Source organism: Micromonospora sp. NPDC003241 (assembly GCF_053589795.1).
In genome coordinates this window covers 199392-224792 of the sequence record NZ_JBSFSO010000006.1, presented here as the reverse complement: position 1 = coordinate 224792, position 25401 = coordinate 199392, and the positions used below count along the sequence as shown (strand labels likewise).

At 71.2% G+C, this 25401-nt stretch carries 24 protein-coding genes; 11 read left to right on the top strand and 13 right to left on the bottom strand.

Annotation, left to right across the window (positions count from 1 at the left end; genetic code table 11):
* Positions 1–47 precede the first annotated feature (47 nt).
* The 3 genes from ACWDVW_RS07795 to ACWDVW_RS07785 all read right to left on the bottom strand — a co-directional run bounded on the left by ACWDVW_RS07795 (position 48) and on the right by ACWDVW_RS07785 (position 4237).
* The gene (locus ACWDVW_RS07795; RefSeq protein WP_449945863.1) at positions 48–1982 is read right to left on the bottom strand and encodes an ABC transporter ATP-binding protein; all 1935 of its coding nucleotides are present in this window, start codon (positions 1980–1982) and stop codon (positions 48–50) included.
* Positions 1983–2201: 219 nt separating this feature from the next.
* Positions 2202–2756 carry a methylated-DNA--[protein]-cysteine S-methyltransferase gene (locus tag ACWDVW_RS07790; protein ID WP_449945861.1) on the bottom strand — a complete coding sequence of 185 codons (555 nt, stop codon included), beginning with the start codon at positions 2754–2756 and terminating at the stop codon, positions 2202–2204.
* Positions 2753–4237 carry an AlkA N-terminal domain-containing protein gene (locus tag ACWDVW_RS07785; RefSeq protein WP_449945859.1) on the bottom strand — a complete coding sequence of 495 codons (1485 nt, stop codon included), beginning with the start codon at positions 4235–4237 and terminating at the stop codon, positions 2753–2755. Before ACWDVW_RS07785 ends, ACWDVW_RS07790 begins: the two co-directional genes overlap by 4 nt.
* A gap of 232 nt (positions 4238–4469) precedes the next feature.
* Here ACWDVW_RS07785 and ACWDVW_RS07780 point away from each other — a divergent pair, with 232 nt between their 5' ends.
* The 4 genes from ACWDVW_RS07780 to ACWDVW_RS07765 all read left to right on the top strand — a co-directional run bounded on the left by ACWDVW_RS07780 (position 4470) and on the right by ACWDVW_RS07765 (position 7881).
* Positions 4470–4955 (top strand): hypothetical protein, encoded by a 486-nt coding sequence (locus ACWDVW_RS07780; RefSeq protein ID WP_449945857.1) that lies wholly within the window; start codon positions 4470–4472, stop codon positions 4953–4955.
* Between the two features lie 47 nt (positions 4956–5002).
* Positions 5003–6088: a redox-regulated ATPase YchF gene (ychF, locus tag ACWDVW_RS07775; RefSeq protein WP_449945855.1), complete on the top strand. Its 1086-nt coding sequence runs from the start codon at positions 5003–5005 to the stop codon at positions 6086–6088.
* A 35-nt stretch (positions 6089–6123) separates the two neighbouring features.
* On the top strand, positions 6124–6735 hold the full coding sequence (locus ACWDVW_RS07770; protein ID WP_449945854.1) for a hypothetical protein: 612 nt from the start codon (positions 6124–6126) through the stop codon (positions 6733–6735).
* Between the two features lie 207 nt (positions 6736–6942).
* Positions 6943–7881, top strand: coding sequence for a hypothetical protein (locus ACWDVW_RS07765; RefSeq protein WP_449945852.1), 939 nt, complete (start codon positions 6943–6945; stop codon positions 7879–7881).
* A gap of 35 nt (positions 7882–7916) precedes the next feature.
* Here ACWDVW_RS07765 and ACWDVW_RS07760 read toward each other — a convergent pair whose 3' ends face one another.
* Complete coding sequence (locus ACWDVW_RS07760) at positions 7917–8639, bottom strand: SanA/YdcF family protein (protein ID WP_449945850.1); 723 nt, start codon at positions 8637–8639, stop codon at positions 7917–7919.
* A 720-nt stretch (positions 8640–9359) separates the two neighbouring features.
* Positions 9360–10097 carry a methyltransferase domain-containing protein gene (locus ACWDVW_RS07755; RefSeq protein ID WP_449945849.1) on the bottom strand — a complete coding sequence of 246 codons (738 nt, stop codon included), beginning with the start codon at positions 10095–10097 and terminating at the stop codon, positions 9360–9362.
* Positions 10098–10649: 552 nt separating this feature from the next.
* Between ACWDVW_RS07755 and ACWDVW_RS07750 the strand changes: the two genes are divergently transcribed.
* Complete coding sequence (locus ACWDVW_RS07750) at positions 10650–10844, top strand: hypothetical protein (RefSeq protein WP_449945847.1); 195 nt, start codon at positions 10650–10652, stop codon at positions 10842–10844.
* On the opposite strand, the gene ACWDVW_RS07745 is transcribed toward ACWDVW_RS07750, so the two are convergent.
* Together ACWDVW_RS07745 and ACWDVW_RS07740 are read right to left on the bottom strand one after the other, a co-directional pair.
* Positions 10837–11199: a PH domain-containing protein gene (locus tag ACWDVW_RS07745; protein WP_117226445.1), complete on the bottom strand. Its 363-nt coding sequence runs from the start codon at positions 11197–11199 to the stop codon at positions 10837–10839. The two genes, ACWDVW_RS07750 and ACWDVW_RS07745, sit on opposite strands and share 8 nt — an antisense overlap.
* Positions 11200–11244: 45 nt before the next feature.
* Complete coding sequence (locus tag ACWDVW_RS07740) at positions 11245–12141, bottom strand: LysR family transcriptional regulator (protein WP_449945845.1); 897 nt, start codon at positions 12139–12141, stop codon at positions 11245–11247.
* Between the two features lie 87 nt (positions 12142–12228).
* On the opposite strand from ACWDVW_RS07740, the gene ACWDVW_RS07735 reads away from it, so the two are divergent.
* Entirely contained in the window at positions 12229–12657 is a 429-nt protein-coding gene (locus ACWDVW_RS07735; RefSeq protein WP_449945843.1) for a VOC family protein, read from the top strand.
* 22 nt (positions 12658–12679) lie between these two features.
* Here ACWDVW_RS07735 and ACWDVW_RS07730 read toward each other — a convergent pair whose 3' ends face one another.
* A complete protein-coding gene (locus ACWDVW_RS07730) occupies positions 12680–13003 on the bottom strand; it encodes a 4a-hydroxytetrahydrobiopterin dehydratase (RefSeq protein WP_131052714.1) in 324 nt (107 codons plus the stop codon).
* A gap of 182 nt (positions 13004–13185) precedes the next feature.
* On the opposite strand from ACWDVW_RS07730, the gene ACWDVW_RS07725 reads away from it, so the two are divergent.
* Together ACWDVW_RS07725 and ACWDVW_RS07720 are read left to right on the top strand one after the other, a co-directional pair.
* Positions 13186–13659 carry a (deoxy)nucleoside triphosphate pyrophosphohydrolase gene (locus tag ACWDVW_RS07725; RefSeq protein WP_449945841.1) on the top strand — a complete coding sequence of 158 codons (474 nt, stop codon included), beginning with the start codon at positions 13186–13188 and terminating at the stop codon, positions 13657–13659.
* 102 nt (positions 13660–13761) lie between these two features.
* Positions 13762–15042 (top strand): ATP-grasp domain-containing protein, encoded by a 1281-nt coding sequence (locus tag ACWDVW_RS07720; protein WP_449945840.1) that lies wholly within the window; start codon positions 13762–13764, stop codon positions 15040–15042.
* A 105-nt stretch (positions 15043–15147) separates the two neighbouring features.
* Here ACWDVW_RS07720 and ACWDVW_RS07715 read toward each other — a convergent pair whose 3' ends face one another.
* From ACWDVW_RS07715 to ACWDVW_RS07695, 5 genes are all read right to left on the bottom strand, one after another.
* Complete coding sequence (locus tag ACWDVW_RS07715; protein WP_449945838.1) at positions 15148–16218, bottom strand: succinate dehydrogenase/fumarate reductase iron-sulfur subunit; 1071 nt, start codon at positions 16216–16218, stop codon at positions 15148–15150.
* 3 nt (positions 16219–16221) lie between these two features.
* Positions 16222–18171 carry a fumarate reductase/succinate dehydrogenase flavoprotein subunit gene (locus tag ACWDVW_RS07710; protein WP_449945837.1) on the bottom strand — a complete coding sequence of 650 codons (1950 nt, stop codon included), beginning with the start codon at positions 18169–18171 and terminating at the stop codon, positions 16222–16224.
* 11 nt (positions 18172–18182) lie between these two features.
* On the bottom strand, positions 18183–18995 hold the full coding sequence (locus tag ACWDVW_RS07705) for a hypothetical protein (protein WP_396744247.1): 813 nt from the start codon (positions 18993–18995) through the stop codon (positions 18183–18185).
* A gap of 270 nt (positions 18996–19265) precedes the next feature.
* Entirely contained in the window at positions 19266–20660 is a 1395-nt protein-coding gene (locus ACWDVW_RS07700; RefSeq protein ID WP_449945835.1) for a TldD/PmbA family protein, read from the bottom strand.
* Positions 20661–20798: 138 nt separating this feature from the next.
* Complete coding sequence (locus ACWDVW_RS07695) at positions 20799–22235, bottom strand: TldD/PmbA family protein (RefSeq protein WP_449945833.1); 1437 nt, start codon at positions 22233–22235, stop codon at positions 20799–20801.
* Between the two features lie 159 nt (positions 22236–22394).
* Between ACWDVW_RS07695 and ACWDVW_RS07690 the strand changes: the two genes are divergently transcribed.
* The 3 genes from ACWDVW_RS07690 to ACWDVW_RS07680 are packed head-to-tail and all read left to right on the top strand — an operon-like array spanning position 22395 to position 25395.
* Positions 22395–23426: an ABC transporter ATP-binding protein gene (locus ACWDVW_RS07690; RefSeq protein WP_449945831.1), complete on the top strand. Its 1032-nt coding sequence runs from the start codon at positions 22395–22397 to the stop codon at positions 23424–23426.
* Positions 23423–24460, top strand: a complete 1038-nt coding sequence (locus ACWDVW_RS07685; protein WP_449945829.1) for an ABC transporter ATP-binding protein — start codon at positions 23423–23425, stop codon at positions 24458–24460. The genes ACWDVW_RS07690 and ACWDVW_RS07685 overlap by 4 nt, the downstream gene beginning before the upstream one ends.
* Positions 24457–25395, top strand: coding sequence for an ABC transporter permease (locus ACWDVW_RS07680; RefSeq protein WP_449945827.1), 939 nt, complete (start codon positions 24457–24459; stop codon positions 25393–25395). Before ACWDVW_RS07685 ends, ACWDVW_RS07680 begins: the two co-directional genes overlap by 4 nt.
* Positions 25396–25401: the final 6 nt, after the last annotated feature.

Sequence of the window (25401 nt, the reverse complement as noted above, 5' to 3'; positions counted from 1 at the left end):
GGCGGTCGTCGGTGCGGGGGCAGCCGGCTCGGGTCCGGCGGTGCCGGTCACGAGCGCACCAACGGTGAGCCGTCGGGTGCCGGGTCGGCGGGCGCCCGGGGCGGCGGCGGTGCAGTCGGGCCGGTCGGATCGGTCAGTCCGGTCGGTTCGACGAGTCCGGTCGGGTCGGCCAGTTCGGCCAGTTCGGTCGGGGCGGCCAGTTCGGTCGGCTCGGCCGAGAGCACCGCCCGGTACGCCGGGACCGTGGCCAGCAGTTCGGCGTGCGGACCGACCGCGGTGATCCGGCCCTGCTCCAGCAGCGCGACCCGGTCGGCGAGCGCGATGGTGGACGGCCGGTGCACCACCAGCAGCGCGGTGGTGTCGCGCAGCACCCGCTTCAACGCGGACTCGACAAGCGCCTCGGTGTGCACGTCGAGCGCGGAGAGCGGATCGTCGAGGACGAGGACGGCGGGCCGGACGAGCACCGCACGGGCCAGCGCCAGCCGCTGCCGCTGGCCACCGGAGAGGGAGAGCCCCTGCTCGCCGAGCCGGGTCCGCAGACCCCACGGCAGGTCGTACGCGAACTCGGCCTGGGCCAGCGTGAGTGCCGCCCGGACCTCGTCCTCCTCGGCGTCGGGCCGCCCCAGGGTGAGGTTCTCCCAGACCGACATGGAGAACAGCGTCGGCTCCTCGAAGGCCATCCCGACCAGCCCCCGCAGCGAGGCCAGCCGTAGGTCCCGCAGATCGTGACCGTCCAGGGTGATCCGGCCGCCCGTCACGTCGTGCAGCCGTGGCACCAGCGACAACAGCGTGCTCTTGCCGCTGCCGGTGGCACCGACCACGGCGAGCGTCTCGCCGGGCTCCACGGTCAGGTCGATGCCGCGCAGCACGGCGGCGGTGCTGCCCGGGTAGCGGAAGGTCACCGCCTCGAAGCGCAGCCGCCCGCGCACCGCCGGGCCGGCCAGGGCCACCGCACCGGGCGCGTCGACGATGCTCGGTGCGGTGTCCAGCACCTCCTGGACGCGGTCGGCGGCGGTGGCCGCCTCCTGCCCGTTGGCGATGATCCAACCCAGCGACTGCACCGGCCAGATCAGCATGAGTTGGAGGCTGACGAACGCGACGAGCTGGCCGATGGTGAGCCGCCCGGTGGCGACCGCCGCCGCACCGGCCACCAGCACCACGCCGAGCGTCAGGTTGGGCACCAGGTCGAGCAGCGCGGAGGTACGGGCGAGCAGCCGTCCCTTGCCGACTCCGGTGTCGTGCAACGCCCGGGTGCCGCCCGCGAACCGTGCCGCCAACTGCGGCCCCCGCCCGTACGCCTTCATGGTGCGCAGGCCCTGCGCGGTCTCCTCGACCAGCGTGGCGACGTCGCCCTGCTGGTCCTGCATCCGCCGGGACGCGGTGTGGTAGTGCCGGCCGAAGCGTCGGGCGATCAGGAACAGCGGCACCGCGCTGGCCGCCACCAGCAGTCCCAGGACCGGGTGCAGCCGGATCAGCAGCACCACCACGACCAGGTAGGTGACCACGTTGAGGACGAGGAAGAACAGTCCGAAGGAGAGGAACCGGCGGAGCACGGACAGATCGCTGGTGATCCGGGACAGCAGCTGCCCGGACGGCCACCGGTCGTGGAAGCTGGCCGGGAGCCGTTGCAGGTGGGCGTAGACGTCGTCGCGGATGGTCGCCTCCATCGCCACCGAGGACGACGACTGCACCCAGCGTCGGACGAAGATCAGCAGGGCTTCGGCCAGCCCGAGCGCCAGCGCCAGCGCGCCGAGCCTGAGCAACCCTTGGAAATCCTGCGTGGCCACCGGACCGTCGACCACCCGCTGTGCCACCAGCGGCACGGCGATGCCCGCGCCGGTGGCGGCGAGCCCGGCCAGCATCAGCCAGGCGAACTCGGTGGAGTGTGGGCGCAGGTAGCGGCGCAGCCGCCACAGGTTGTGCAGCGGATGTCGCCCGACCTCGCCCCGGTCGGTCGGGCCGCTGTCGCTCCCCGCAGCCACTACCCGACGGTAGCGTCAAACGCCGGGCCGCCGGTGTCGGCATGTTGTCAGCCAACTTGCCCTGTCGGACGGTTGTCCACAGGCGAGGAATCACCGCTGCGGGAATCCTGATCCGACTGTCACGATGAAGCGATCGCGTTCAGGCCGGCGCGCGAGGCCGTTCTCCCCGCAGCCCCCGTCCCGGCGCGGCTCGCGTCGAAGCGGGTCGGGCCCTGCGACTCAACGGCCTGCCTCGTGCGCGAGCAGCAGCTCCTTCACCGGCAGCCCCCAGCGGTAGCCGCCCAGCGTGCCGTCGGTGCGCAACACCCGGTGACACGGCACGAAGAGAGCGGCGGCGTTGCGGGCACAGGCCGCTGCGGCGGCACGGATCGCGGCCGGGCGTCCGGCCAGGCCCGCGTACGCGGTGTAGGTGACCGGCTCACCCGGCTTCACCTCGCGCAGCACCTGCCAGGCGTGCGCCATGAACGCCCCGTCGGTGTGCTGCTCGACCGGCACCGGGTCGATCGCGGCCAGGTCGCCGTCGAAGTACCGGGTGACGGCGTCGGTGACCGGGCCGAGTTCCCGACGCCGCCGGAGCGTGCCCCGCAGACGTGGATGGATCAGCGGCAGCAGGGCATCCGGGTCGGCGGTGAAACCGGCGGCCCGCACCGCGCCGTCCGGGCCGGTGAGGACGGTGAGCGGGCCGGCGGGAGTATCCGTCGTGGCGCAGTCGACGGTCGAGGTGTTCGGGCTCTGCGAGGTGCGGTTCACACTGTCCTCCAAGGTCGGGTTCATGCTGCTCTCCACAGCCGGATCACCGCGTACGAGCGCCAGGGGCGCCACGCGGTGGCGTACGCGTCGAGGGTCGTCGGGTCGTCCGGCAGGCCGAGGGCGGCGGCACCCCGGCGGACCGCCAGGTCGGTGGGGAGGAACGCGTCCGGGTCACCGAGTGCCCGCATCGCCAGGTAGCCCGCCGTCCACGGGCCGATGCCCGACGTCGCCGTCAACCGCCGTGCGGTCTCCTGCCGGTCGCCGCCGGGTGCCAGGTAGAGCCCGCCGTCGACGACCGCCCGGGCCACCCGTCGGATCGTCTCCCGCCGGCCCACCGGCATCCGGAATCCGGCGTCCGGCACCCGCAGGATCTCCTCCGCCGAGGGGAACCCGCGCAGCCACCCCTGCCGATCGTGCAGGCGCTCGACGGCGGGATCGCCGTCGCCCGCGCCGGCTGGGCCGTCTGGCGGGGCGTCGGGGATCGCGGCGAGCAGCCGGGTCAGCGTGGTGCGGGCCGAGGCGAGCGAGACCTGTTGGGTGGCGATGGCCCGGACGACCGTCTCGAAGCCGTCCACCGCGCGCGGGACACGGATGCCGGGCTCGGCAGCGACCGCGCCGGCCAGCGCCGGATCGGCACCCAGGGTCTGGTCGACGGCGATCGGGTCGGCGTCGAGGTCGAACAGGTGCCGGCAACGGGCCACCGCCGGCGCGAGATCCCGCAGGTCGGTCAGCCGCAGGGTGGCCAGGACATGCCCGTCCGCCGGGGTCAGGACGGCTTCGCCGGGGCCGTGGGGCAGCCGCAACCCCCGGCGGTACGTCCCGTCGCGTACCTCGTCCACCCCGGGCAGCGTGCGGTGGGCCAGGAAGTCGAGCAGCGCGGCGGCGTGCAGCGGCGGACGGTACGCCAACCGCACGGTGACCGTCCCCGCCCCGCCCGTGTCGGGCCGACGGGCACTGCGCAACTGGGACGGGGGTACCCCGAAGACGTCGCGGACCGTGTCGTTGAACTGCCGTACGCTGCCGAACCCGGCGGCGAAGGCGATCTCGGCCAGGCCCAGTCCGGTGGTCTCGATCAGCGTCCGGGCGGTCTGGGCCCGCTGCGCCCGGGCCAGTGCCAGCGGTCCCGCGCCGAGTTCCGCCCGGAGCATCCGGTGCAGGTGCCGTTCGGTGTACCCGAGGCGGGCCGCCAGCCCCGGTACGCCGTCGCGGTCGACCACGCCGTCGGCGATCAACCGCATCGCCCGGCCCACCACGTCGGCGCGGACGTCCCACTGCGGCGAGCCGGGGGAGGCGTCCGGCCGACACCGCCGGCAGGCGCGCAGTCCGGCCCGCTGGGCGGCCGCCGACGACGGGAAGAACCGGACGTTGCGCCGTTTCGGGGTCACCGCCGGACAGGACGGCCGGCAGTAGATCCCGGTCGAGGTCACGCCGGTGTAGAACCAGCCGTCGAACCGCTGGTCGCGGCTGTCGACAGCCCGGTAGCACCGCTCGAAGTCCAGATCCACGTCACCGATGATGCGCCTCCCCGCCGACCTCCGGCTGGCGGAATTCGGACCCGCATGTAAGGAGGGGTCCCCTACTAACGCCTCGTGTATAGGAAGGGTCCCTTCCTTACATCCGCGCCCGTCGCGAGCTGCGGTGAGTGGCGGATGGGGGCGCTGGGCGCGGTGGGGCGGCGGGGAAAGTGTCGGTTGTGGTCGGTAGCGTGCGGCCACCAACTCAAGAAGGGGTGCGGTGATGGCGAGCGTGGCGGGTCGGGCGTCGGCGTCGAGTCAGGGGCACCCCCCGCTGGACGAAGCCGTCGTCCAGCGCTTCTACGAGCGGATGCGCCTGGTCGCCCCGGCGGCGGTCGGCGCCATCGAGCGGGACCGCGCCGACGACCCGGCGCGCGCCTTCGGCGACACCGCCTGCGGTCGCCTGGTGCGGTCGCTGGACCGCGACGGCGTACGCGCCCTGGGCATGTGGGTGCACCACTGGTGCATGCGCTTCTACGACGACGACACCCGCGCCGCGCTGCGGCTGCTCCGGGAGATCGCCACCCGGCCGGCGCTGGGCTGGACGGCCGACGAGGTGCACTGGATGCTCGGCGAGTCGCACGGCGCCGACCCGACCGCCGACGCCCGGTTCACGCTGCCGCTGGCCGCCGAGGCCGAGCTGGCCCCGGGTTCGCTGCGGGTCGACACGCTGGTGCCCCGGCAGGCCGGCCCGAGCCGGCGAAGCTGACCCACCGCTGACCGTGGTCGACGGGTAACGGCGTAAGCTGGCTCGTCGTGAGTCTCACCATCGGCATCGTCGGCCTGCCCAACGTCGGCAAGAGCACCCTGTTCAACGCGCTGACCAAGAACGACGTGCTCGCCGCGAACTACCCGTTCGCGACGATCGAGCCCAACGTCGGCGTGGTCGGGCTGCCGGACGAGCGGCTGGTCAAGCTCGCCGAGATCTTCAACTCGCAGAAGGTGCTCCCCGCCCCGGTGTCGTTCGTCGACATCGCCGGCCTGGTGCGGGGCGCCTCCAAGGGCCAGGGGCGGGGCAACGCCTTCCTCGCCAACATCCGCGATGCCTCCGCGATCTGCCAGGTGGTGCGGGCCTTCTCCGACCCGAACGTGGTGCACGTCGACGGCAAGGTCTCACCGGCCGACGACATCGAGACGATCAACACCGAGCTGATCCTCGCCGACCTGCAGACCCTGGAGAAGGCGCTGCCCCGGTTGGAGAAGGAGGCCAAGCTCCGCAAGGACCGGGCCGCCGCGGTGACCGCCGCCAAGCAGGCCGTCGAGGTGCTGGACGGCGGCACCACCCTCTACGCGGGCGCGGCGGCAGCCAAGATCGAGCTGGAGCACCTGCGGGAGCTGCACCTGCTCACCACCAAGCCGTTCCTCTACGTCTTCAACGTCGACGAGGCCGAGCTGAACAACGCCGAGTTCCTCGACGAACTGCGGGCGCTGGTCGCCCCGGCCGAGGCGGTCTTCATGGACGCCAAGATCGAGTCGGAGCTGGTGGACCTGCCCGAGGAGGAGGCCCGCGAGCTGCTGGAGTCGATCGGGCAGTCCGAGCCGGGGCTGGACCAGTTGGTCCGGGTCGGCTTCCGCACGCTCGGCCTCCAGACGTACCTCACCGCCGGCCCCAAGGAGGCACGGGCCTGGACCGTCGCGGTCGGCGCGACCGCGCCGGAGGCCGCCGGGGTGATCCACTCCGACTTCCAGCGCGGCTTCATCAAGGCCGAGGTGGTCTCCTACACCGACCTGGTCGAGGCCGGTTCGATGGCGGCGGCGAAGTCGGCGGGCAAGGTCCGCATCGAGGGCAAGGAGTACGTGATGCAGGACGGCGACGTGGTGGAGTTCCGCTTCAACGTCTGACCCTGGTCTAACGTCTGCCGCCTAGGCTTCGCCTCATGGTGAAGCTGAGGGCGGTGGCCGTGCGTTGGCACTCGGACGACTCTCCCGGCTGGGTCGAGGTGTCCGTTCGCGGCGCCCGAGGGCGTCACCATCGCATCGTCGCGAAGGTGCCCGTCCTCACGACACTCAAAGTGACGGCAAGGTCGCATTTCCCGATCGAGTTCTGGATCGAGGCAGGGGCGAAGAGTGTCGACGGCGGCGAGATGGTCGTGCTACTGCCGGACGGGATCGAAACTGTCGAGGGCAAGCAGAGCCTGCTGATCACCCTGGCCGACGACGACCAGGCCCGCTACCGCCATGACCGCGAATGGCTTGACTACGTCATTCACGAACTTCCGGTCGGGGTGCTGTGGGGCGCCGATGGCGCGACTCCCGCGCAGTGCGCCGAGATGATGAACGGCTTGGACGATTTCGCTGGGACATGTGCCCGCCTCGGACTGGACGACCACACCGATTTCATTGAGGACTGCCGGTGGCATTTCGACCACTACCCGCACTACCTGGGTCGCCGCCGCCATTTCTCGGACTACCCGACGTACATCCGCGACCGACGCGGGCCGTTGCGAGTCTCGGTGCCGCCAGTTCCGAGCTGGATGCGGCGTCGCTGACCGGCCGCCGCCTGACGATGCCCGGTCACGCAGCCCGGTAGAGTTCCGCTTCGATGTCTGATCCGGCCCGGATCGTGGCAGTGCAACTGCTCCAGGCCCGGCGTGTCGAACAGCCACACTGCCACGCTGAGGCAGCGTGACAGTCCGTCAGTCTGCTTGGCGATTGAGCTGTGACAGAGCGTGATCGGTCGGCCTAGGGTCGCGGATATGCAACCGACCCCAGGCGCCCTTCAGGGACCCCCGCCCGCACACCCGGGGCTGACCGCGCGACTCACCCAATTGGCCGCGACCGATCAGATCGTCGCCGACGCCGTGGCGTCACTCAACGCCGGCCAGCCCACGCCACTGTGCGTCGGGCTGCTCGACACCCCGGTCGGCAGCGACTACCTGCCGGCCGCCAACATGATCGTCCTCTCCGCCAAGTACGCCGGTCCGGCGCTCGGCGTCATCGCCGACAAGTTGATCCTCTACCGGCTGGCGGCCCGCCTCGACCAGTTGCCCGTGAACGTGGCCGATCCGGTCACGCTCCAGGCGTTCAACACGCGACAGGAACACCTGTGGCGGTCGGCGAATCCGGCACCGGCTCCGGCAGCTCCGGGGATGCTGCGGTTCTACCAGGGCACCAACCGGGAGAACTTCTACTCCGGGCCCGGCAGCATCTCGGTCGTCGGACTCGATCCGGGCAAGGCCGGTGGCGGCATCGGCTGCAAGCGGTGGGAGAAGCACATGGTGGCCGCGGAGCACAAGGACCAGGGTTGGCACACCGTCACGCTCAGTTTCGAGGTGGCGCTCTCCTATGCGCGGCAGCACACCGAGTGGGCCATGGGAATGAAGGAACACGAGCCCGCCCTCCGGGACGTGGCGGAGTGCGGCGGCCTCGTCCTCAGCTTCGACGTGCCACAGGCGAGCGTCGCCGGTAACGACCGGTGGCGGCAGGACAAGAGCGGTGACAGCAACAACTTCCAGACCACGGACGCGATCCAGCCGGGCCAGATTCAGGTGGTCGAGGAACTTGCCGTGCCCGGACCGTTGACGAAGGCGGCGCCGCCGCCGATGGTCGCCCAGGTCCCGGCGGTGCAGCGGCAGGTGGCCGCCGCCCCGCAGAGCGGCGCCAAGCGGCGGGTCTACCCGACGAACTTCTCCTGAGGCGGCGGTGCGGACTCTTCTCGGGCGGCGAGGTGTCAGCTGGTCCGGAGGGCCTCTTCGACCCCGGTCTCGCGCTCGCCCAGGTGCACCGGGTCGCGGCCGGAGAGCACGTCCACCGCTGCCTTCAGCCCGGCGCCGTACTCGCGGGTCGAACTGATCCGCCAGGTCCGGTTGTTCAGCTCCCGCATCGTCTCGTCGCCCACCCCGTTGGCGTCGACGCCCAGGTGGCGGCAGACCGTGACAGCCCGGGCCAGGTGGAACGACTGGGTGACCACGGTCGCCCGGTCCACGCCGAAGACCCGCTTGGCGCGGGCGCACGAGTCGTACGTGTCGAAGCCCGCGTAGTCGAGCACCACCTTGTCGGCGGGTACGCCCCGGTCGACGAGCCAGCGTTGCATCGCCTCCGGCTCGTTGTACTCGTGGTGCATGTTGTCGCCGGAGACGAGGATCGCCCGCACCTTGCCGGCGGCGTACAGCTCGCGGGCGATCTCCAAGCGGGCGCTGAGGAACGGCGACGGGGTGCCGTCCGGCTGGACCCGGGTGCCCAGCACCAGGGCGACGGGGGCCTCGGGCACCGCCTCGGCGGTGTACGTGCGCCCGTCGGCGCCGGAGCGGATCCAACTGGTGCTGGCCCAGGCCCCACCGGTCACCAGCACCACGCCGGCCGTGCCGGCGAGCACCGCGCGGCGCAGCCAGCGGCCCCGGCCGTTCTCCCTGACCCGGCGAAGTCGGGCTGACACGGCGGTACGGATCGGCATGTGATCGATTATCCCAGCCCGTGGCGAGGCCACTCCCCGCGCCGGTGCTGGTGCCCGTGGCGTCGTGGCCCGGACGTTTGTGGCCGGGACGTGAGTGGCCCGGACGTTTGTGGCCGGGACGTGAGTGGCCCGGACGTTTGTGGCCGGGACGTGAGTGGCCCGGACGTTTGTGGCCGGGACGTTTGTGGCCGGGACGTTTGTGGCCGGCATGCGGATGGCCGGTACGTGGATGGCTGGTGCGGAGCGCGGCTGGTGCAGGGGGATGACCGCGCCGGTACAGGGGTGTGGGCGCTGTCGAGCTGATGGCGCAAACGGATCACCGACCGGCCCGCTCGGTGCGAGTCGCCAGCCTGGGTGATGAGCTGAACGGTTCAGCTCGACAGGGGCCGCAGGCGTTGACTTGCCGGGCCCGGCACCGCGCTGGCCCCGCAGGGAACACCGGCACCGGGCCGCGTCGGCATCTGGCCGCATAGATTGCCGGCACCGAGCCGCGTCGGCATCTGGCCGTAAAGATCGCCGGACCGTATCGACGCCGGGCCGTATGGATCGCCGGGCCGTTTGGATCGTCGGGCCGTATGGATCGCCGGGCCGTATGGATCGCGGGTCGTATGGATCGCCGGGCCGTGTCGGCACCGGGTCGGCCTCAGTCGTATTTGCTCGGCCCGGTGGGTGGTGCGGGCACGACGCGGCATGATGGCCGTTCCGTGCCCGCACCGGTCGTCAGCCGAGCCGGTAGACGGAGACGTGCGAGGTGCTGTCCACCCCGAACGCCGAGCGGTCCCAGTCGGCGTACCGTTCGGCGAGGCGGAACCCGGCCTGTGCCGCCATCTCGTCGATCTGCTCCGGCCACATGTACCGCATGGCGAACGGGTGCAGGTGTACCCCGGTGCCGTCGAAGGTGACGGTCTGCCGGAGGAACGTCTGCGCCTCACGGTCGTACCGGTGCAGCCGGATGGCGACCGAGTCCTCGGTCATCGACCAGGGCCGGACCTGCTCGTCCCGGTCGATGTCCGCCGGGTCCGGCACGTACGTCTCGATGACGAACGCCCCACCCGGCTCCAGCACCCGCGCGACGTTGCGGAAGCAGTCTGCCTGCCGCTCCTCGCGGGTGAGGTTGAACAGCGTGTTGAAGACCAGGAACACCAGCCGGTACGGCCCGGTGACCCCGGGTACGTCCGCCATGTCGCCGATGGACACGGGGATGTCCGCGCCGCCCGGCTTGCCGCGCAGTTTCGCGACCATCTCGGGTGACGCCTCCACCCCCTCGACGGCACAGCCGTGCGCGGCGAGCGGGAGAGCCACCCGGCCGGTGCCGATGGCGAGTTCCAACGCCCGACCGTCACCGGCCAGATCGGCCAGGAACGCGGCGGCCGGCATCGGGTCGGGCAGGCCACCGGGCAGGTCGTAGGTGCCGGCCCAGAACCGGCCGAAGTGCCCCGGGTCGTCGAAGACCGACATCAGCGGCCTCCGGTGGTGCTAGTGGCGCCGTGCGGCACCTCGATCGTGGGAAACCACGTACTCACGAAGCCTCGTTTCGACGGAGTCGGTGACTGTGGGTCGCTGAACGTGCGTCGTGGCGTACCTCATGTCGGTCGCTCCCTTCGATCGGCTGAGGTTCAGCCAACAGGCGTCGATGCGACGCGGCAACGGGTTTTCACGGGAAGTGTGGATGCGAGTGGCCCCAGTCCGCGCTTGAGCGGCTAGCCCTTGTTCCCCTGAACCAGGGCGACCGAAGATCACGCTCGATCCTGGATCGAGTGGTTGACGTCCCGCTCGGATACCACTCGATCCTGAATCGAGCGATCCGCTCGCGCGCAGTAGGCCGACGAGCAGCCCGGCCACCGGCTCGACGGCCCCTACCGGCTCGTGGACCGGGCCACCCGTTTCGGCGTACGCCCCGGACACCTCACCGACGGCGGCCGAACCCTCGACGTGGCGCTGCGGGACGGACCTGGAGCGACGGTTCGTGTCCTCCGCCGCTGCCGGGCGGCCCGGGTGCCCGGCTGATCGTTGTCGTCCGCCGTCCGGACGTGCCGCGCCTGGCGGACCTGGTACGCCTGGCCCACGCACTGTCGCAGACACTGCGGGTGGGCGGCCGGCCGGGACGGCTGCCGGATCGACCCGCTGGTGCCGGAGGGCTGGCAGCCGATCGCCCGGGTGGCGTCGTTCGGTGACGCCCTGCGCGAACTGGGGCTGGTCAGCTGATGTAGTGCAGGATCACGTTGTGCACGTGGTGGCTCTTCTGGTCGCCCCGGAACTCCACCTCGTAGGTGTGCGTGCCGACGTGGATGGCGATGGCGCCGGTGGAGAAGAACGAGCCGCCCCAGGACTTGTTGCTGACCACGCTCACGCTGGTGATCTTCGAGTACGGGATGCTGGTGATCGCGTACTTCTTGCCGATGAACGAACGGTCCTGGATGATCACGCGTCGATCCGTCAGCCCGATGAACCCGGTGCCGGTGCCGACGGCGTCGTAGACGGCGATGATCTGTTCCCCGTCGAGCAGGCCACTTTGAATCTGCTGGAACTGCTCCTTGCGGTCGTACGTCGCGTTCGTCATGTACTCCACGGTAGGTGGCCGACGCCAACCACAAGATCCGCCAGGTCAGCCCGTCGGGGCGTCCCGGTCGGCGTCGTCGGCGGCGCGGACGAACTCGCGGACCCGGGTGGTGGTGTTGCTCTCCAGCCAGACCAGTCCGCGCAGGATCGGTGGTGCGTCGGCGATCGGCACGTACGCCACGTCGGGGCGCGGGTAGTAGCGCCGGGTGTGCTCGCCCACCGGCAGCACGCCCCGGCCCATCGCCACCAGGGTCAGCATCTCGGAGAAGGTGGCGCCGGATGGCCCCTTCGGCACCGGGCGACCGGCCGGGGTGTGCTCCGGCGTACGGTCGCGCTTGAACGCCGCCGACGTGACCGCCGGGTACTGGACGACCGGGTGGTCGGCCAGCACCTCGACGGAGACGGACCCGGCGCCGGCCAGCGGGTGTGTCGCGGCGACCGCGAGCAGCCGGGACTCGGTGAGCAGTGGCGGTCCGCAGGCCATCCCGTCGAACGGGTACGCGGCGACGAGGATGTCGATCGAGCCGTCCAGCAGGCTCTGCCGGGAGTTGTGCAGTTGCACTTCGCGTACCTCGACCCGGCACTCCGGATGTCGTCGGGTGAACACCTCGACGGCCCTGAGCAGGACGGGCGCGGTCCACTCGCCGAGGAACGCGACCGTCAGCCGACCACTCGTGCCGCGTCCCGACTCGGTGGCCCGGCGTACCGCCTCGTCCATGCCGGCGACCAGCGGCGTCAGGTCCTCGGCGAGCCGTCGGCCGATCGGGGTGAGCCGCACGACCCGGCTGGTACGGGCGAACAGCGGCGCGCCGATCCGGTGCTCCAGCTTCTTGACCACGTGGCTGACCCGACCGGTGCTGACCCGCAGGCGTTCGGCCGTCCGGCCGAAGTGCAACTCCTCGGCGAGGGTCAGGAAGGTCTCGATCTCGTACCGCTCCAGCACGTCCGATTCCCATCGTTGACCAGGACGCAACGATGGGATTCCGATCGGCTCTTGGTCGGTCTGGCCGGTCGGCGCATCGTGAAGGGCATGAACACGACTTCTTCCACCCCGGCCGACGCCACGCACCAGGTGCGGGTCACCGGCTTCGACCATGTGGTGCTCAACGTGGCCGACGTCGAGCGCTCCCTCGACTTCTACTGCGGGGTGCTCGGCCTGGCCCCGGTCCGGGTCGCGCAGTGGCGGGCCGGGCAGGTGCCGTTCCCGTCCGTCCGGGTCAGCCCGGAGACCATCATCGACCTGGTCCGGCAGGACCGGGGCGGCGCCAACGTCGATCACTTCTGCCTGGTCGTGGCTCCGCTGGACTGGCAGCAGGTGATCGACTCCGGCGTCTTCACGATTGTCGAAGGCCCGGTCGGCCGGTTCGGTGCGCGTGGCGACGCGGTATCGGTCTACGTCCGTGATCCGGACGGCAACTCGGTCGAGCTGCGGACGTACCCGCAGGATGCCAAGGTCTGAGCGGGGTGTCGGGGGCCGCCGGTCAACCCAGGCGGTCCTCGCCCGGCTCCGCCACCGCACGGTAGGCGTCCTCGATCCGGGCGGCCAACAGCACCTCACCCTCGGTGAGGGGCTCGTCGTGGTGCCCGACCCGGATCTGGGTGTGGTCGGCCCGTCGGCTGATCTCCGGTCGTAGGTGCAGCGCGTCCGCGACCACCTTGACCCGTTCGGTCAGGGCCGCGTGCTGCGTGTCGTCTATGACCAGAGTGCGCCGAATCTGGTCGCCCTCGCGCGTCCACCCGTTGAGTAGGGTGAGGGCGTCGCTGAGGTAGTCGTGCTTTGCTCGACCGCCGAACAGCGCACGCATCACCGCACCTCCCAGGCTTCGTTGCCGGCTTGTGGCCAAATCGTCGCCGCCCCGTGTCTTGTCGGTGCCTCTAGTCTTACGTCACTCGGATGGTGTGTCCACGCCCACACTTCTTGGGATTCCTGCCCTGACGGTCGACCAAGCTACCCAAACCGCCGATTGATCTGGCACGCTGGACGCCCGTGCGGACCGAACGGGCTAATGGTGGCGGGCAGGCAGCCCGCAGGGACCCGAAGGTGATCGTCGGGGCGGCCATCATCGAGGACGGGCGAGTGCTGGCCTGTGCCCGGTCGGCTCCACCCGAGGTCGCCGGCATGTGGGAGTTCCCTGGCGGCAAGGTGGAGCCGGGGGAGAGCGAGACGGCGGCGTTGGCCCGGGAGTGCGCCGAGGAGCTGGGCGTACGCGTCGAGATCGGCGACCGGGTCGGCCGCAGCGTCCGGATGGCGCACGGCCGTTCGGTGCTCAAGGTGTACGCGGCCCGCCTGCTGCACGGTGACCGACCGCAGGCGCTGGAACACTCCGGGATGCGCTGGCTCTCCGCCGCCGAGTTGAACACCGTCACCTGGCTGCCCGCCGATGCCCCCATCGTCGCCGCACTGCGCCCGTTGCTCGAGTCGGCCGGCGCCCCGCCCGACGGGCCGACGCCCGACAGGTAACCCGCCGTACGCGTCGCGTGTTACCGATGGACAGACGATGGTGTCGAGCGGTGCCAGTGAGGAGACTGTGACTCCCGGTAGCCGAGAGCATGCGGAGCAGTGATGAGCGGACGACCCTCTCATGTCCTCCTGGTGGGTGGCGGCAACGGCGCGTTCCTGGCGCACCGTCCGGAGACCCGGACGACGTTCGTCACCTCCCGTGAACTTTTGACCTGGTTCGGCAGCCTCGGACACCACGCGCGCGTCCTCGCGATCCAGGGTGACGAGCCCGACGACCTGGTCGTCGAGATGGTCCGGACCATCCACGGGGTCGACCCGTTCGACGCCGTCGCCTGCCTCGGTGAACCGCTCACCGTGCTGGCGGCGCGCATCGCCACGGCACTCGACCTGCCCGGTGTACCGCCGCTCTCGGTGGTCCGGCGCATCGTGGACAAGGAGTCGATGCGGACGCATCTGGCCGAGGCCGGTGTCGAGACGGTCCGGGCACGCACCGTGGAGAGCCCCGCCGAGTTGGCCGCGATCGTGGGCGCGGGGCACCCGGAGGCCGCCTGGATCGTGAAGCCGGCCGCCGGTTGCGGAAGCCTGGGCGTGTCGAAGGTGACCCGGGACAGTGACCTGGAAGCGGCGCTACGACGGGCGTCCGACCAGGAGTCACCGATCGATCCCGATCGCGCCAACCGCCGCGTGATCGTGGAGCCCTTCCTGTCCGGGCCGCAGTTCAGCGTCGAGTCGATCAGTCAGCACGGAGTCACCTCGGTGCTCGCGATCACGCAGAAGTTCTCCCACCCGGAGACGTTCGTCGAGCTCGGGCACGTGGTGCCGGCGCAGATCCCCGACGCGGAGGCCGAGGTGGTCCGCTCGTACGTGGTCCGGATGCTCGACGCCCTCGGCTTCACCGACGGACCCGCCCACACCGAGGTCGTCCTGACCTCGGACGGGCCCCGGATCGTGGAGGTCAACGCCCGTCTCGGCGGTGACGACATCGGGCAGATGGCGTCGATCGTCAGCGGGGTGGACCTGTCGGCGGCCTCGATCGACCTGGTGCTCGGCGAGCCGGTGCAGGAGCGGCTGCGCAACGCCGCGCCGAGCGGCACCAGCGAGGCGATCTGGTTCGTGACCGCGCCGGAGGCGGGGATCTTCGCCGGGCTGGACGGGGTCGAGGACGCCCGGGCCCTGGGGCCGTCGGTCGAGGTCACCGCGCTGGTCCAGGTCGGTGCCCCGGTGGAGTTGCTCTCCGACTCGGGTTCCCGGGTCGCACAGGTGCGGGCGAGCGCCGCCAGCGCCGAGGAGGCGCTCAGCCTGGCCCAGCGGGCCGCGTGGAAACTGAACCTGCGGATAGCGAAGCGCGTTCCGGCCCAGGTCGGCGCCGAGCACGCGATCTGAACCGCCTCCGGGCCCCGGCCGTCGACGCGGCGATCCGCGCGGCCCAGGCGCCGGAAACGAACCGGGGGCCGTGGCGGATGCCACGGCCCCCGGTCGAAACGGGTGTCAGTGCTTCTTGTCGTCCTGCTCCGGGTGCGCGAAGTTGAGGTGCTCCGGGGGCAGCGGGAAGGTCACGTCGTCGCCGAAGGGCGAGGGTGCCGCCGCCCGGTCGAAGGTGAGCTCCGTCAGCGGCAGCTTGCCGCTCGAGTCGACCGCCGGGGCGGTCGGCCGGGGCACCTCACGGTGCCAGTTGACGCCCTGCTGGGCCTGCACCTCAGCGTCGGCGTCGTGGGAGCCGCCCGCGTGCGAGTGCACGCCGTGGCCGCCGGCGCTGGAGCGCACGGCGCCCGGGGTGTGGTCGCTGGTCACGCTGGTCTGAGGCACCTGACCCCTCCGGAAGATCTTGCTACCGAGCCATACAAGTGGATCGTACCTGCGGTCGACGACCCGTTCCTTCATGGGGATGATCCCATTGTCGGTGATCTTGATGTGCTCGGGGCAGACCTCGGTGCAGCACTTGGTGATGTTGCAGAATCCGAGACCCTGTTCCGCCTGCGCGTACTCCTTGCGGTCGGTCTTGGCGTCCAGCGGGTGCATGTCCAGCTCGGCGGCCCGGATGAAGTACCGCGGACCGGAGAACGCTGGCTTGTTCTCGTCGTGGTCACGGATCACGTGGCAGACGTTCTGGCACAGGAAGCACTCGATGCACTTGCGGAACTCCTGCGAGCGCTCCACGTCGACCTGCTGCATCCGGTAGTCGCCGGGGGCCAGGTCGGCCGGGGGAGCGAAGGCCGGGGTCTCCCGCGCCTTCTCGTAGTTGAACGACACGTCGGTGACCAGGTCCCGGATCACCGGGAAGGTGCGCAGCGGCGTCACCGTGACCGTCTCGTTCTCCTCGAACGTCGACATCCGGGTCATGCAGCTGAGCTTCGGCATCCCGTTGATCTCCATCGAACAGGAGCCGCACTTGCCCGCCTTGCAGTTCCACCGGCACGCCAGGTCGGGCGCGTCGGTCGCCTGCAACCGGTGGAGCACGTCGAGGACCACCTCGCCCTCGTTCACCTCCACGGCGTAGTCCGTCAGGTCGCCCCCGTCGGCGTCACCCCGCCAGATCCGGAAGTTGCGCTTCGTACCCATCTCTCAGCTCTCCTTCCCGGCAGCGTCAGCGGCGGCGACGGCGTCGAACTCGGCCAACTCCTCGTCGGTCAGGTACTTGGACAGCTCGGTGCGGTCGAAGAGGCCGAGCAGCTCGGTCCGCATCTTCGGCAGCGGCTTGCGGTCCAGCCGGACGGTGTCGCCCTCCAACGAGCAGACCAGGTTGACCCGTCGCCACTGCGGATCCATGGTCGGGTGGTCCTCACGGGTGTGACCGCCGCGCGACTCCCGGCGCTCCAGCGCCGCCTTGGCGGTGCACTCCGACACGACCAGCATGTTGCGCAGGTCCAGTGCGAGGTGCCAGCCGGGGTTGTAACGCCGGCCGCCGACGGCGCTGACCTTCGCCACCCGCTCGCGCAGCTCGGCCAGCCGGACCAGCGCGTCCTCCAGCTCGGCCTCCCGCCGGATGATTCCGACTAAATCTCCCATCACCGCCTGGAGGTCCTGCTGCAGGGTGTACGGGTTCTCGCCGGTGTCCCGCTGCAGCGGGGCCAGGGCGGTCTCCACCGCGGTCTCCACCGCCTCCACGGCCACCCGGGGTCGCCCGCCGAGCTGGTCCACGTAGGTGGCCGCGTGACCACCCGCGCGCTTGCCGAAGACCAGCAGGTCGGAGAGGGAGTTGCCGCCCAGCCGGTTCGAGCCGTGCATGCCGCCGGAGACCTCACCGGCGGCGAAGAGGCCCCGCACCGAGCCGTACGCGGCACCGCTGTCCGGGTCGACCTCGATGCCGCCCATCACGTAGTGGCAGGTCGGGCCGACCTCCATCGGCTCCTTGGTGATGTCGACGTCGGCCAGTCCCTTGAACTGGTGGTGCATCGACGGCAGGCGGCGACGGATCTCCTCGGCCGGCAACCGGGAGGCGATGTCCAGATAGACGCCGCCGGCCGGGGTGCCCCGACCCTCCTTGACCTCGGTGTTGATCGCTCGGGCCACCTCGTCGCGGGGTAGCAGCTCCGGCGGACGCCGATTGTTGTCCGGGTCGTCGTACCAGCGGTCCGCCTCCTCCTCGGTCTCCGCGTACTGCTTGCGGAAGACGTCGGGGACGTAGTTGAACATGAACCGCTTGCCCTCGGAGTTCTTGAGCACGCCACCGTCACCGCGTACCGACTCGGTGACCAGGATGCCCTTGACCGAGACCGGCCAGACCATGCCGGTGGGGTGGAACTGGAGGAACTCCATGTTGATCAGGGTCGCCCCGGCCCGCAGCGCCAACGCGTGACCGTCTCCGGTGTACTCCCACGAGTTCGAGGTGACCTTGTAGGACCGACCGACGCCGCCGGTGGCGAGCACCACGGCGGGCGCCTCGAAGAGGACGAACTCCCCGGACTCCCGGTAGTAGCCGAAGGCGCCGGAGACCCGGTCACCGTCGAGCAGCAGCTCGGTGATCGTGGTCTCGGCGAAGACCTTGATCCGGGCGTCGTACGAGCCGTGGTCGCGCTTGTCCTCCTGCTGCAACGAGACGATCTTCTGCTGGAGGGTGCGGATCAACTCCAGGCCGGTCCGGTCGCCGACATGCGCCAACCGGGGGTACTCGTGGCCGCCGAAGTTGCGCTGCGAGATCTTGCCGTCCTTCGTACGGTCGAAGAGCGCCCCGTACGTCTCCAGCTCCCAGATCCGTTGCGGCGACTCCTTCGCGTGCAGCTCCGCCATCCGGAAGTTGTTCAGGAACTTGCCGCCGCGCATGGTGTCCCGGAAGTGCACCTGCCAGTTGTCCCGGCTGTTCACGTTCCCCATGGCCGCCGCGGCGCCGCCCTCGGCCATCACCGTGTGCGCCTTGCCGAACAGCGACTTGGATATGATGGCGGTCTTCTTGCCGGCCAGCCGCGCCTCGATCGCCGCGCGCAGGCCGGCGCCGCCGGCCCCGATCACGACGACGTCGTAGTGGTGTCGCTCGATGCGGGTGGTGGTGCTCGGTCCGTGCTGAGGATTGGTCATGTCGGGGGCCCTTAGTTGATGAACCGCAGGTCGGAGATCCACCCGGCGGCGATCGACATGACATAGAAGTCGGTCAGCGCCAACGTGCCGAGGGTGATCCAGGCGAGCTGCATGTGCCGGACGTTCAGCCAGGAGACGAAGCCCCAGGCCCGGTAGCGGACCGGATGCTTGGAGAAGTGCTTGAGCCGTCCGCCGATGATGTGCCGGCAGGAGTGGCAGGAGATGGTGTACGCCCAGAGCATCACCACGTTGCCGACCAGGATCAGGTTGCCCAGGCCGAAGCCGAAGCCGTCGGGACTGCGGAAGGCGGCGATCGCGTCCCAGGTGTTGATCAACGAGATGATCGCGGCGAAGTAGAAGAAGTACCGGTGCGAGTTCTGCACGATCAGTGGGAACCGGGTCTCGCCGCCGTAGCTGGCGTGACCGTCGGGCACCGCGCAGGCCGGCGGCGAGAGCCAGAACGACCGGTAGTACGCCTTGCGGTAGTAGTAGCAGGTGAGCCGGAACAGCAGCAGGAACGGCAGGGTGAACGCGGCGTCCGGGATGATCCACCAGCCGGGCAGGTACTGCCCGAAGTGCGACGCCTCGGGAATGCACCGGTCGGTCACGCAGGGGGAGTAGAACGGGGTGAGGTAGTGGTACTCCTCGACCCAGTACCACCGGTGCATGAAGACCCGGACCGTCGCGTACGTGATCCACGCACCGAGCCCGATGACGGTGATCAGTGGCGCGAGCCACCAACGGTCCGTACGCAACGTCTTCGCCGCGATGGCGGCACGTGCCCGCGCCCCCCGCGGTTTCGGTTTCGTTGCCGATGATGTCATTCGCGTCGTCTCCCTGACGGGGCCCTGTCACGGGCGGCGGAACACTTCCGGTCGGCAGGCGGACCGGTCATCCCGCGCCCACGTGCCACGTCATGCGCACACCAACGACCGCACCGGGTTTGTCGGCGCAGCTAAGTGACACACGTTACGCCGATCTAGGCGGGCCGTCCGCGCAAGGCAGTGTCCCGTGTGTCCCGAACTTTGGAAAGTCTCTCGCCATGATCAATATGTGAGCGTCCGAAAAAGATCGACAAACGGTCGATGAGCTGGTCAGCCGGACGCCCCGCCGGTGAAGTTCCACGCGGCCAGTCGCAGCGACGGCGCCTCCCACCAGACACCGTCGTACCGGTCCGGCTGGCGTACCGCCCGGCGGCCCACCTCCAGCACCCCGCCCGGCGCCAGCGCCCGGGGATACGACTCGGTGAAGCGCAGGTCGCGGACCGCGCCGATGACCTGCCCGTCTTCGACCAGCCAGAGCCCGTTGCGGGTCAGCCCGGTCACCACGAGACTCTTCGGATCGAGCACCCGGGTGTACCAGAGGTCGCTGACCAGCAGCCCACGCCCCATCCGGGAGACCAGAGCCGCGGTGTCGGCGTCCACCACCGCCCCGGTCGGCGGCGCCGTCGCCCCGACCGCCGCCACCGCCTCGGCGCGACCGGACGGGACCAGCCGCAGGTTGCGCGGCATCGGGCCGAAGGTGGCGCTGCCGGGCGCGGCATGACCGGTCGAGGTGGTGCCCGACTCGGCGGCACTGCGCCGGTCGTGCGCCACCGCCGTGGTGGTGCCCGCGTCCACCAGGGTCACCGCCCCGGTCGGCGTGCCCTCCAGGTCGAACGGCAACGCGGTGGCACCGAGCGGATCGTCGACGAGCGTCACCGCCGGATCGAGCTGGGCGGCTCCGGGCTCGGCGAACGACTGCCGCTCGGCGTACCGCTTGCCGTTGAAGCCGTACCAGGCGAGGTTCTGCAGCAGGTCCGCCACCGCAGCCGGCTCCAACACCACCGGGTAGCGCCCCGGCGCCAACTCGATCGGGTCGACGGCCGCCCGGGCCTTCGCGGCGGCGTGCCGCCCGAGAGCGGCGCCGTCGAGGTCGGCGAGCCGTTCGACGCTGTTCCTGGCCACCCCGTCCGCGCCACCGGCCCGGGCGATTCCGTCCATCGCGGCCTCGGCCGTGCGGCCCTGCGCCGAGTGCCCGGCGGAGTTGGCGAACGCCACCGACCGGGACGTGGTGCGGCAGTAGCCGGCCGTCTCCAACCCGTCGGCCGCGTCGACGAAGTCCCGCACCAGGGCGGCCCGCTCGTCCGGACCGGCGTCGGCGGTGGCAACGTCCCAGAGCGCCGGTGGCGGCATCTCGGTCGGCGGGGTCAGGCCGGGCCAACCCCGGTCGGGCGGGGTGAAGCGGGTCGCCGCCACCACCCGCTCCACCAGCGCGCGGAGCCCGTCGGCGCTGACCACGCTGCCCACCCCGGTGGCGGTACGCCCACCGAGGTGCAGCCGCAGCCGGACCTCCACGACGGACTCAGCGACGTTCTGGTGGATCGCCGAGTTGGCGAACCGGGTCAACGCCAGCTCGCCCCGGGTCACCGTCACCTCGGCCTGGGCGTCCGCCCCGCCCAGCCGGGCGACCAGTTCCACCACCCGCCCGGCCAGCTCCACCTCGCTCATGACGTCACTCCGCTTCGCTGCGTGCCGCCATTTCGGCTGAGCCGGATGATTCGCTCGCTGCGCTCGCTCATGACGTCACTCCGCTTCGCTGCGTGCCGCCATTCGTGCTGGGCCTGATGATTCGCTCGCTGCGCTCGCTCATGCGTGCACACCTACCCGGACGCCGCGGAAACGGGCCGGTGCCGCCGGATGGCCGGTGTGGCCGATCTGGCCCGGCTGGCCCTTGCCGCAGTTCGGCGTGCCCCACGAGACGATCTCGGAGGAGAGCATGTCCATCGAGCGCCAGAACTGCGGCCCGATGCCGGTGTACGTGGGGTTGCGGACCATCCGCCCGCGTCGGCCGTTGCGGATCTCCCAGCCGATCTCGCAGCCGAACTGGAAGTTCAGCCGCTTGTCGTCGATCGACCAGGAGCGGTTGATGTCCATCAGCACTCCCTCGTCGGTGGCGGCGACGATCTCCTCCAGGGTGTGCGGGCCGGGCTCCAGGCCCACGTTGGTCATCCGCACCATCGGCAGCCGGGCCCAGCCGTCGGCGCGTACGCTGCCGCCGTAGTCCAGGCCCGCGACGGCGGCCGAGTCCCGGCCGGCCAGCACGCCCACCCACCGTCCCTCGCGGACCGCGTCCCGCCGGACCGCCGGTGAGCCCTCGTCGTCGTAGCCGAAGCTGCCCAGCGCGCCGGGGATGGTCGGGTCGATGGTGATGTTCATCAGGTCGGATCCGTACCGCAGCGAGCCGAGCCGGTCGAGGTCCAGCCAGGACGTGCCGGCGAAGGCCGCCTCCCAGCCGAGGATGCGGTCCAGCTCGATGGCGTGCCCGACCGACTCGTGGATCTGGAGCGCCAACTGCTCGCCGCCGAGGATCAGGTCGGTCTCGCCGGCCGGGCAGAGCGGCGCGGTCAGCAGCGCCCGGGACTCCTCCGCGATGCGGGCCGCGTGGGCGGTCAGCTCCAGCGAGTCGACCAGCTCCCAGCCGGTGGTGCCGTACTGCCCGCGATAGCTCGGCCAGGACCGCCGCTGCGTCTCGCCGTCGCCGATGGAGGTGGCCGAGATGCCCGCGCCGCACTCGCGGATGTGCTGGTCGATGCGGTGGCCCTCGCTGGACACGAACCACTTCGAGGTGTCCCAGACCTGATAGAGGCCCTCGGTCAGGTCGGCGCCGTGGTCGGCCATCGTGCGGGTCGCGGCCACCAGCAGGTCGCCCTTGTCGGCCAGCGAGACGCCGAGCGGATCCACCTCGCAGCGCGAGGCCCAGCTCGCCGTCGTCGGCGTCGACGGCACCAGGTCCACCGGGGGACCGGGCACCCGGGCGCTCGCCGCGGCGATCCGCGCCGCCCGTCGGCCGGCGTCGCGGGCGGTCGCGTCGGAGACGTCGGGTACGGCGTGGAAGCCCCAGCTCGACCCGACCAGCGCGCGTACGCCCAGCCCGATGCTCTCGTCCTGGGTCAACGCCTCCACCTCGCCGTTGCGGGCCGTCATCGACTCGTAGCGCCGGTGCATCACGCGGGCGTCCGCGTACCGGGCGCCCGCGTCCAGCGCTGCCTGCACGGCGACCTCGGCCGCGTCGAACTCGATCATCCCCGCACTCCGTCGTGCTCGCTCATGGACCGACCCTAGGCCAGCCGGCCGACATCCGTCGGACGGACGGCACCTGCCGGACCGGTGGACCGTGGAGCTTACTTTCACTGTCGTACGTCTGCTGTAGTTTCCCTCCGGCGGATGCGGAGGGAGGCGGTCGTGGACCCTTACCTGCGAGTGGACGACCTGCGCGTCAGCTTCACCGCCACGGACGGTAAGGTGCGCGCCGTCGACGGGGTCTCCCTCTCGGTCGCGCGCGGCCGCACGCTCGCCGTCGTCGGTGAGTCCGGCTCGGGCAAGAGCGCCGCCGCGCTGGCGGTCCTCGGCCTGCACGACCCGCGACGGTCCACCGTCACCGGACGGATCACCGTCGGTGGGCGTCCGCTCGTCGGCCGTCCGGAGACGGAGGTACGCCGGCTGCGCGGCCGGGACATGGCGATGGTCTTCCAGGACCCGCTCTCCGCATTGCACCCCTATCAACGGGTGGGCCGCCAGATCGCCGAGGCGTACCGGGTGCACCATCCCCGGGCCGGGCGCGCCGAGACGCGGCGGCGGGTGGTGGAGATGCTCGACCGGGTCGGCATCGCGCCACCGGAGCGGCGGTTCGACCAGTACCCGCACGAGTTCTCCGGCGGGATGCGGCAGCGGGCGATGATCGCGATGGCGCTGGTGAACGAGCCCGCCCTGCTCGTCGCCGACGAACCGACAAGCGCGCTGGACGGCACCGTGCAGGCGCAGATCCTGGAACTGCTGGCCGACCTGCAGGCCGAGTCCGGCACCGCGATCCTCCTGATCACCCATGACCTCGGCGTGGTCGGCCAGATCGCCGACGAGGTGCTGGTGATGTACGCCGGCCGCGCCGTCGAGCAGGGCGCCGTCGAACAGGTGCTACGCCGGCCGAGGCACCCGTACACCTGGGGGTTGCTCGGCGGCGTGCCGTCGTTGCACGGCGACGCGGACGCGGACCTGACCCCCGTCCCGGGTCATCCGCCGAGCCTGGTCGACGTGCCGCCCGGCTGTCCCTTCCACCCGCGCTGCGGGTACGCCGCGCGGGTCGGCGAGCGGTGCCGCACCGAGCGGCCCGAGCCACGTCCCGAGGCCGCCGGCCACCGGTCGGCCTGTCACCTGAGCGACGAGGAGCGCGCCCGCCACCACGCCGAGCACGTCGTCCGGACGGGGCCGATCCGGTGACGCGGGCGGTCGCCGCCGCCGACCCGTTACTGCGGGTACGCGGCCTGACCAAGCACTTCCCGGTGCGCGGCGGCCTGCGTCGGGCCGGTCTGGTGCGGGCGGTGGACGGGCTGGACTTCGAGGTACGCCCCGGCGAGACGCTCGGCCTGGTGGGCGAGTCCGGCTGCGGCAAGACCACCACCGGTCGGATGCTGGTGCGGTTGCTGGAGCCGACCGGCGGGCGCATCGAGTTCGCCGGTCAGGACATCACCCACGCCTCGCGACGTGATCTGCGTCTGCTGCGCCCCCACCTTCAGATCATCTTCCAGGACCCGTACGCGTCGTTGAACCCCCGCCACCCGGTCGGGCGGATCATCGCGACGCCGTTGCAGGTCAACGGCATCGTGCCGCCCGGCGGGACCGACGCCCGGGTCCGTGAACTGATGGAGTTGGTGGGGCTCGACCCCGCGCACCGTCACCGGTATCCGCACGAGTTCTCCGGCGGCCAGCGGCAACGGGTCGGCATCGCCCGGGCCCTGGCCACCGCTCCCCGCCTGGTGGTCGCCGACGAGCCGGTCTCGGCGCTGGACGTGTCGATCCAGGCCCAGGTGGTCAACCTGCTCCGGGACCTGCGGCGCGAGCTGGGGCTGGCCTTCGTCCTCATCGCCCACGACCTGGCCGTGGTCCGGCACCTCTGCCAACGGGTCGCGGTGATGTACCTGGGCCGGATCGTCGAGACCGGCGACCGGGACGACGTCTACCGGCGACCCCGGCACCCGTACACCCGGGCGTTGCTGTCGGCGGTGCCGGACCCGACCCGCCTCGGTCCGGTCCGACTCGGCCCGATCCGACTCGGCCCGACCCGCCTCGGTCCGGCCGCACGTGTCCGGCTCACCGGCGAGCCGCCCGCACCGCTCGACCCACCCTCCGGCTGCCGGTTCCGCACCCGCTGCCCCACGGCCCGGGACCGGTGCGCCGTGGAGGACCCGGCCCTGGTCCGGCGCGACGGCGCACCCCAGGCCGTCGCCTGCCATTTCCCGGACCCCGCGACATGACCACGGGGATCGTCGGCCGGTCGCCGGGGCGGTCGGCCGCGTGGCGGCTGCGCCGGGACCGCACCGCGCGGGCCAGCGGGGCGCTGTTGGTCCTGTTCGTGCTGGTGGCGCTCGGCGCACCGGTCATCGAGTCGGTCTACGGGATCGGCCCGCGCGACCAGTTCCAGCACAAGCTGGACGGGTACGGGATGCCGCTCGGCTACGCCGGTGGGGTCTCCGGGGACCACTTCTTCGGCCTGGAACCCGGGTTGGGGCGGGACGTCTTCATCCGCCTGGTGTACGGCCTGCGTACCTCGCTGCTCGTCGCCGTCACGGCGGCGTCGCTCACCTCCGTGGTCGGCGTGGTGCTCGGCGCGCTCGCCGGGTACCTCGGCGGGTGGCCGGACGCGCTCGTCGGGTGGTTCACGGACCTGACGCTGGCGATGCCCTTCCTGGTCGTCGCGCTCGCCCTGGCCCCGACGCTGACGCTGCGGTTCTACGGGCCACGGGAGGCGGTGCCGCCGGCCTTCGGGGTGGCGATGCTGATCGGGATCTTCGCCGCCTTCGGCTGGACCACCACCGCACGACTGGTCCGTGGGCAGGTGGTCGCGTTGCGCGAGCGGGAGTTCGTGGCGGCGGCCCGGGCCAGCGGGGCGGGGCTGGGGCACCTGCTGTTCCGGCAGTTGCTGCCGAACACCTGGGCGCCGATCCTGGTGTCGTTCTCGCTCGCCGTGCCGCAGTTCGTCACCAGTGAGGCGGCGCTGTCCTTCATCGGGGTGGGACTGACCGAGGAGACGCCGAGCTTCGGCCGGATGATCTACCAGAGCCTGGACTATTTGCAGACCGATCCGGCGTTCGTCTTCTTCCCCGGCGTCACGATCTTCGCGCTCGTACTCGCCTTCAACCTGTTCGGGGACGCGCTGCGTGACGCGCTCGACCCGAGGTCGGCGCGGTAGGGGACC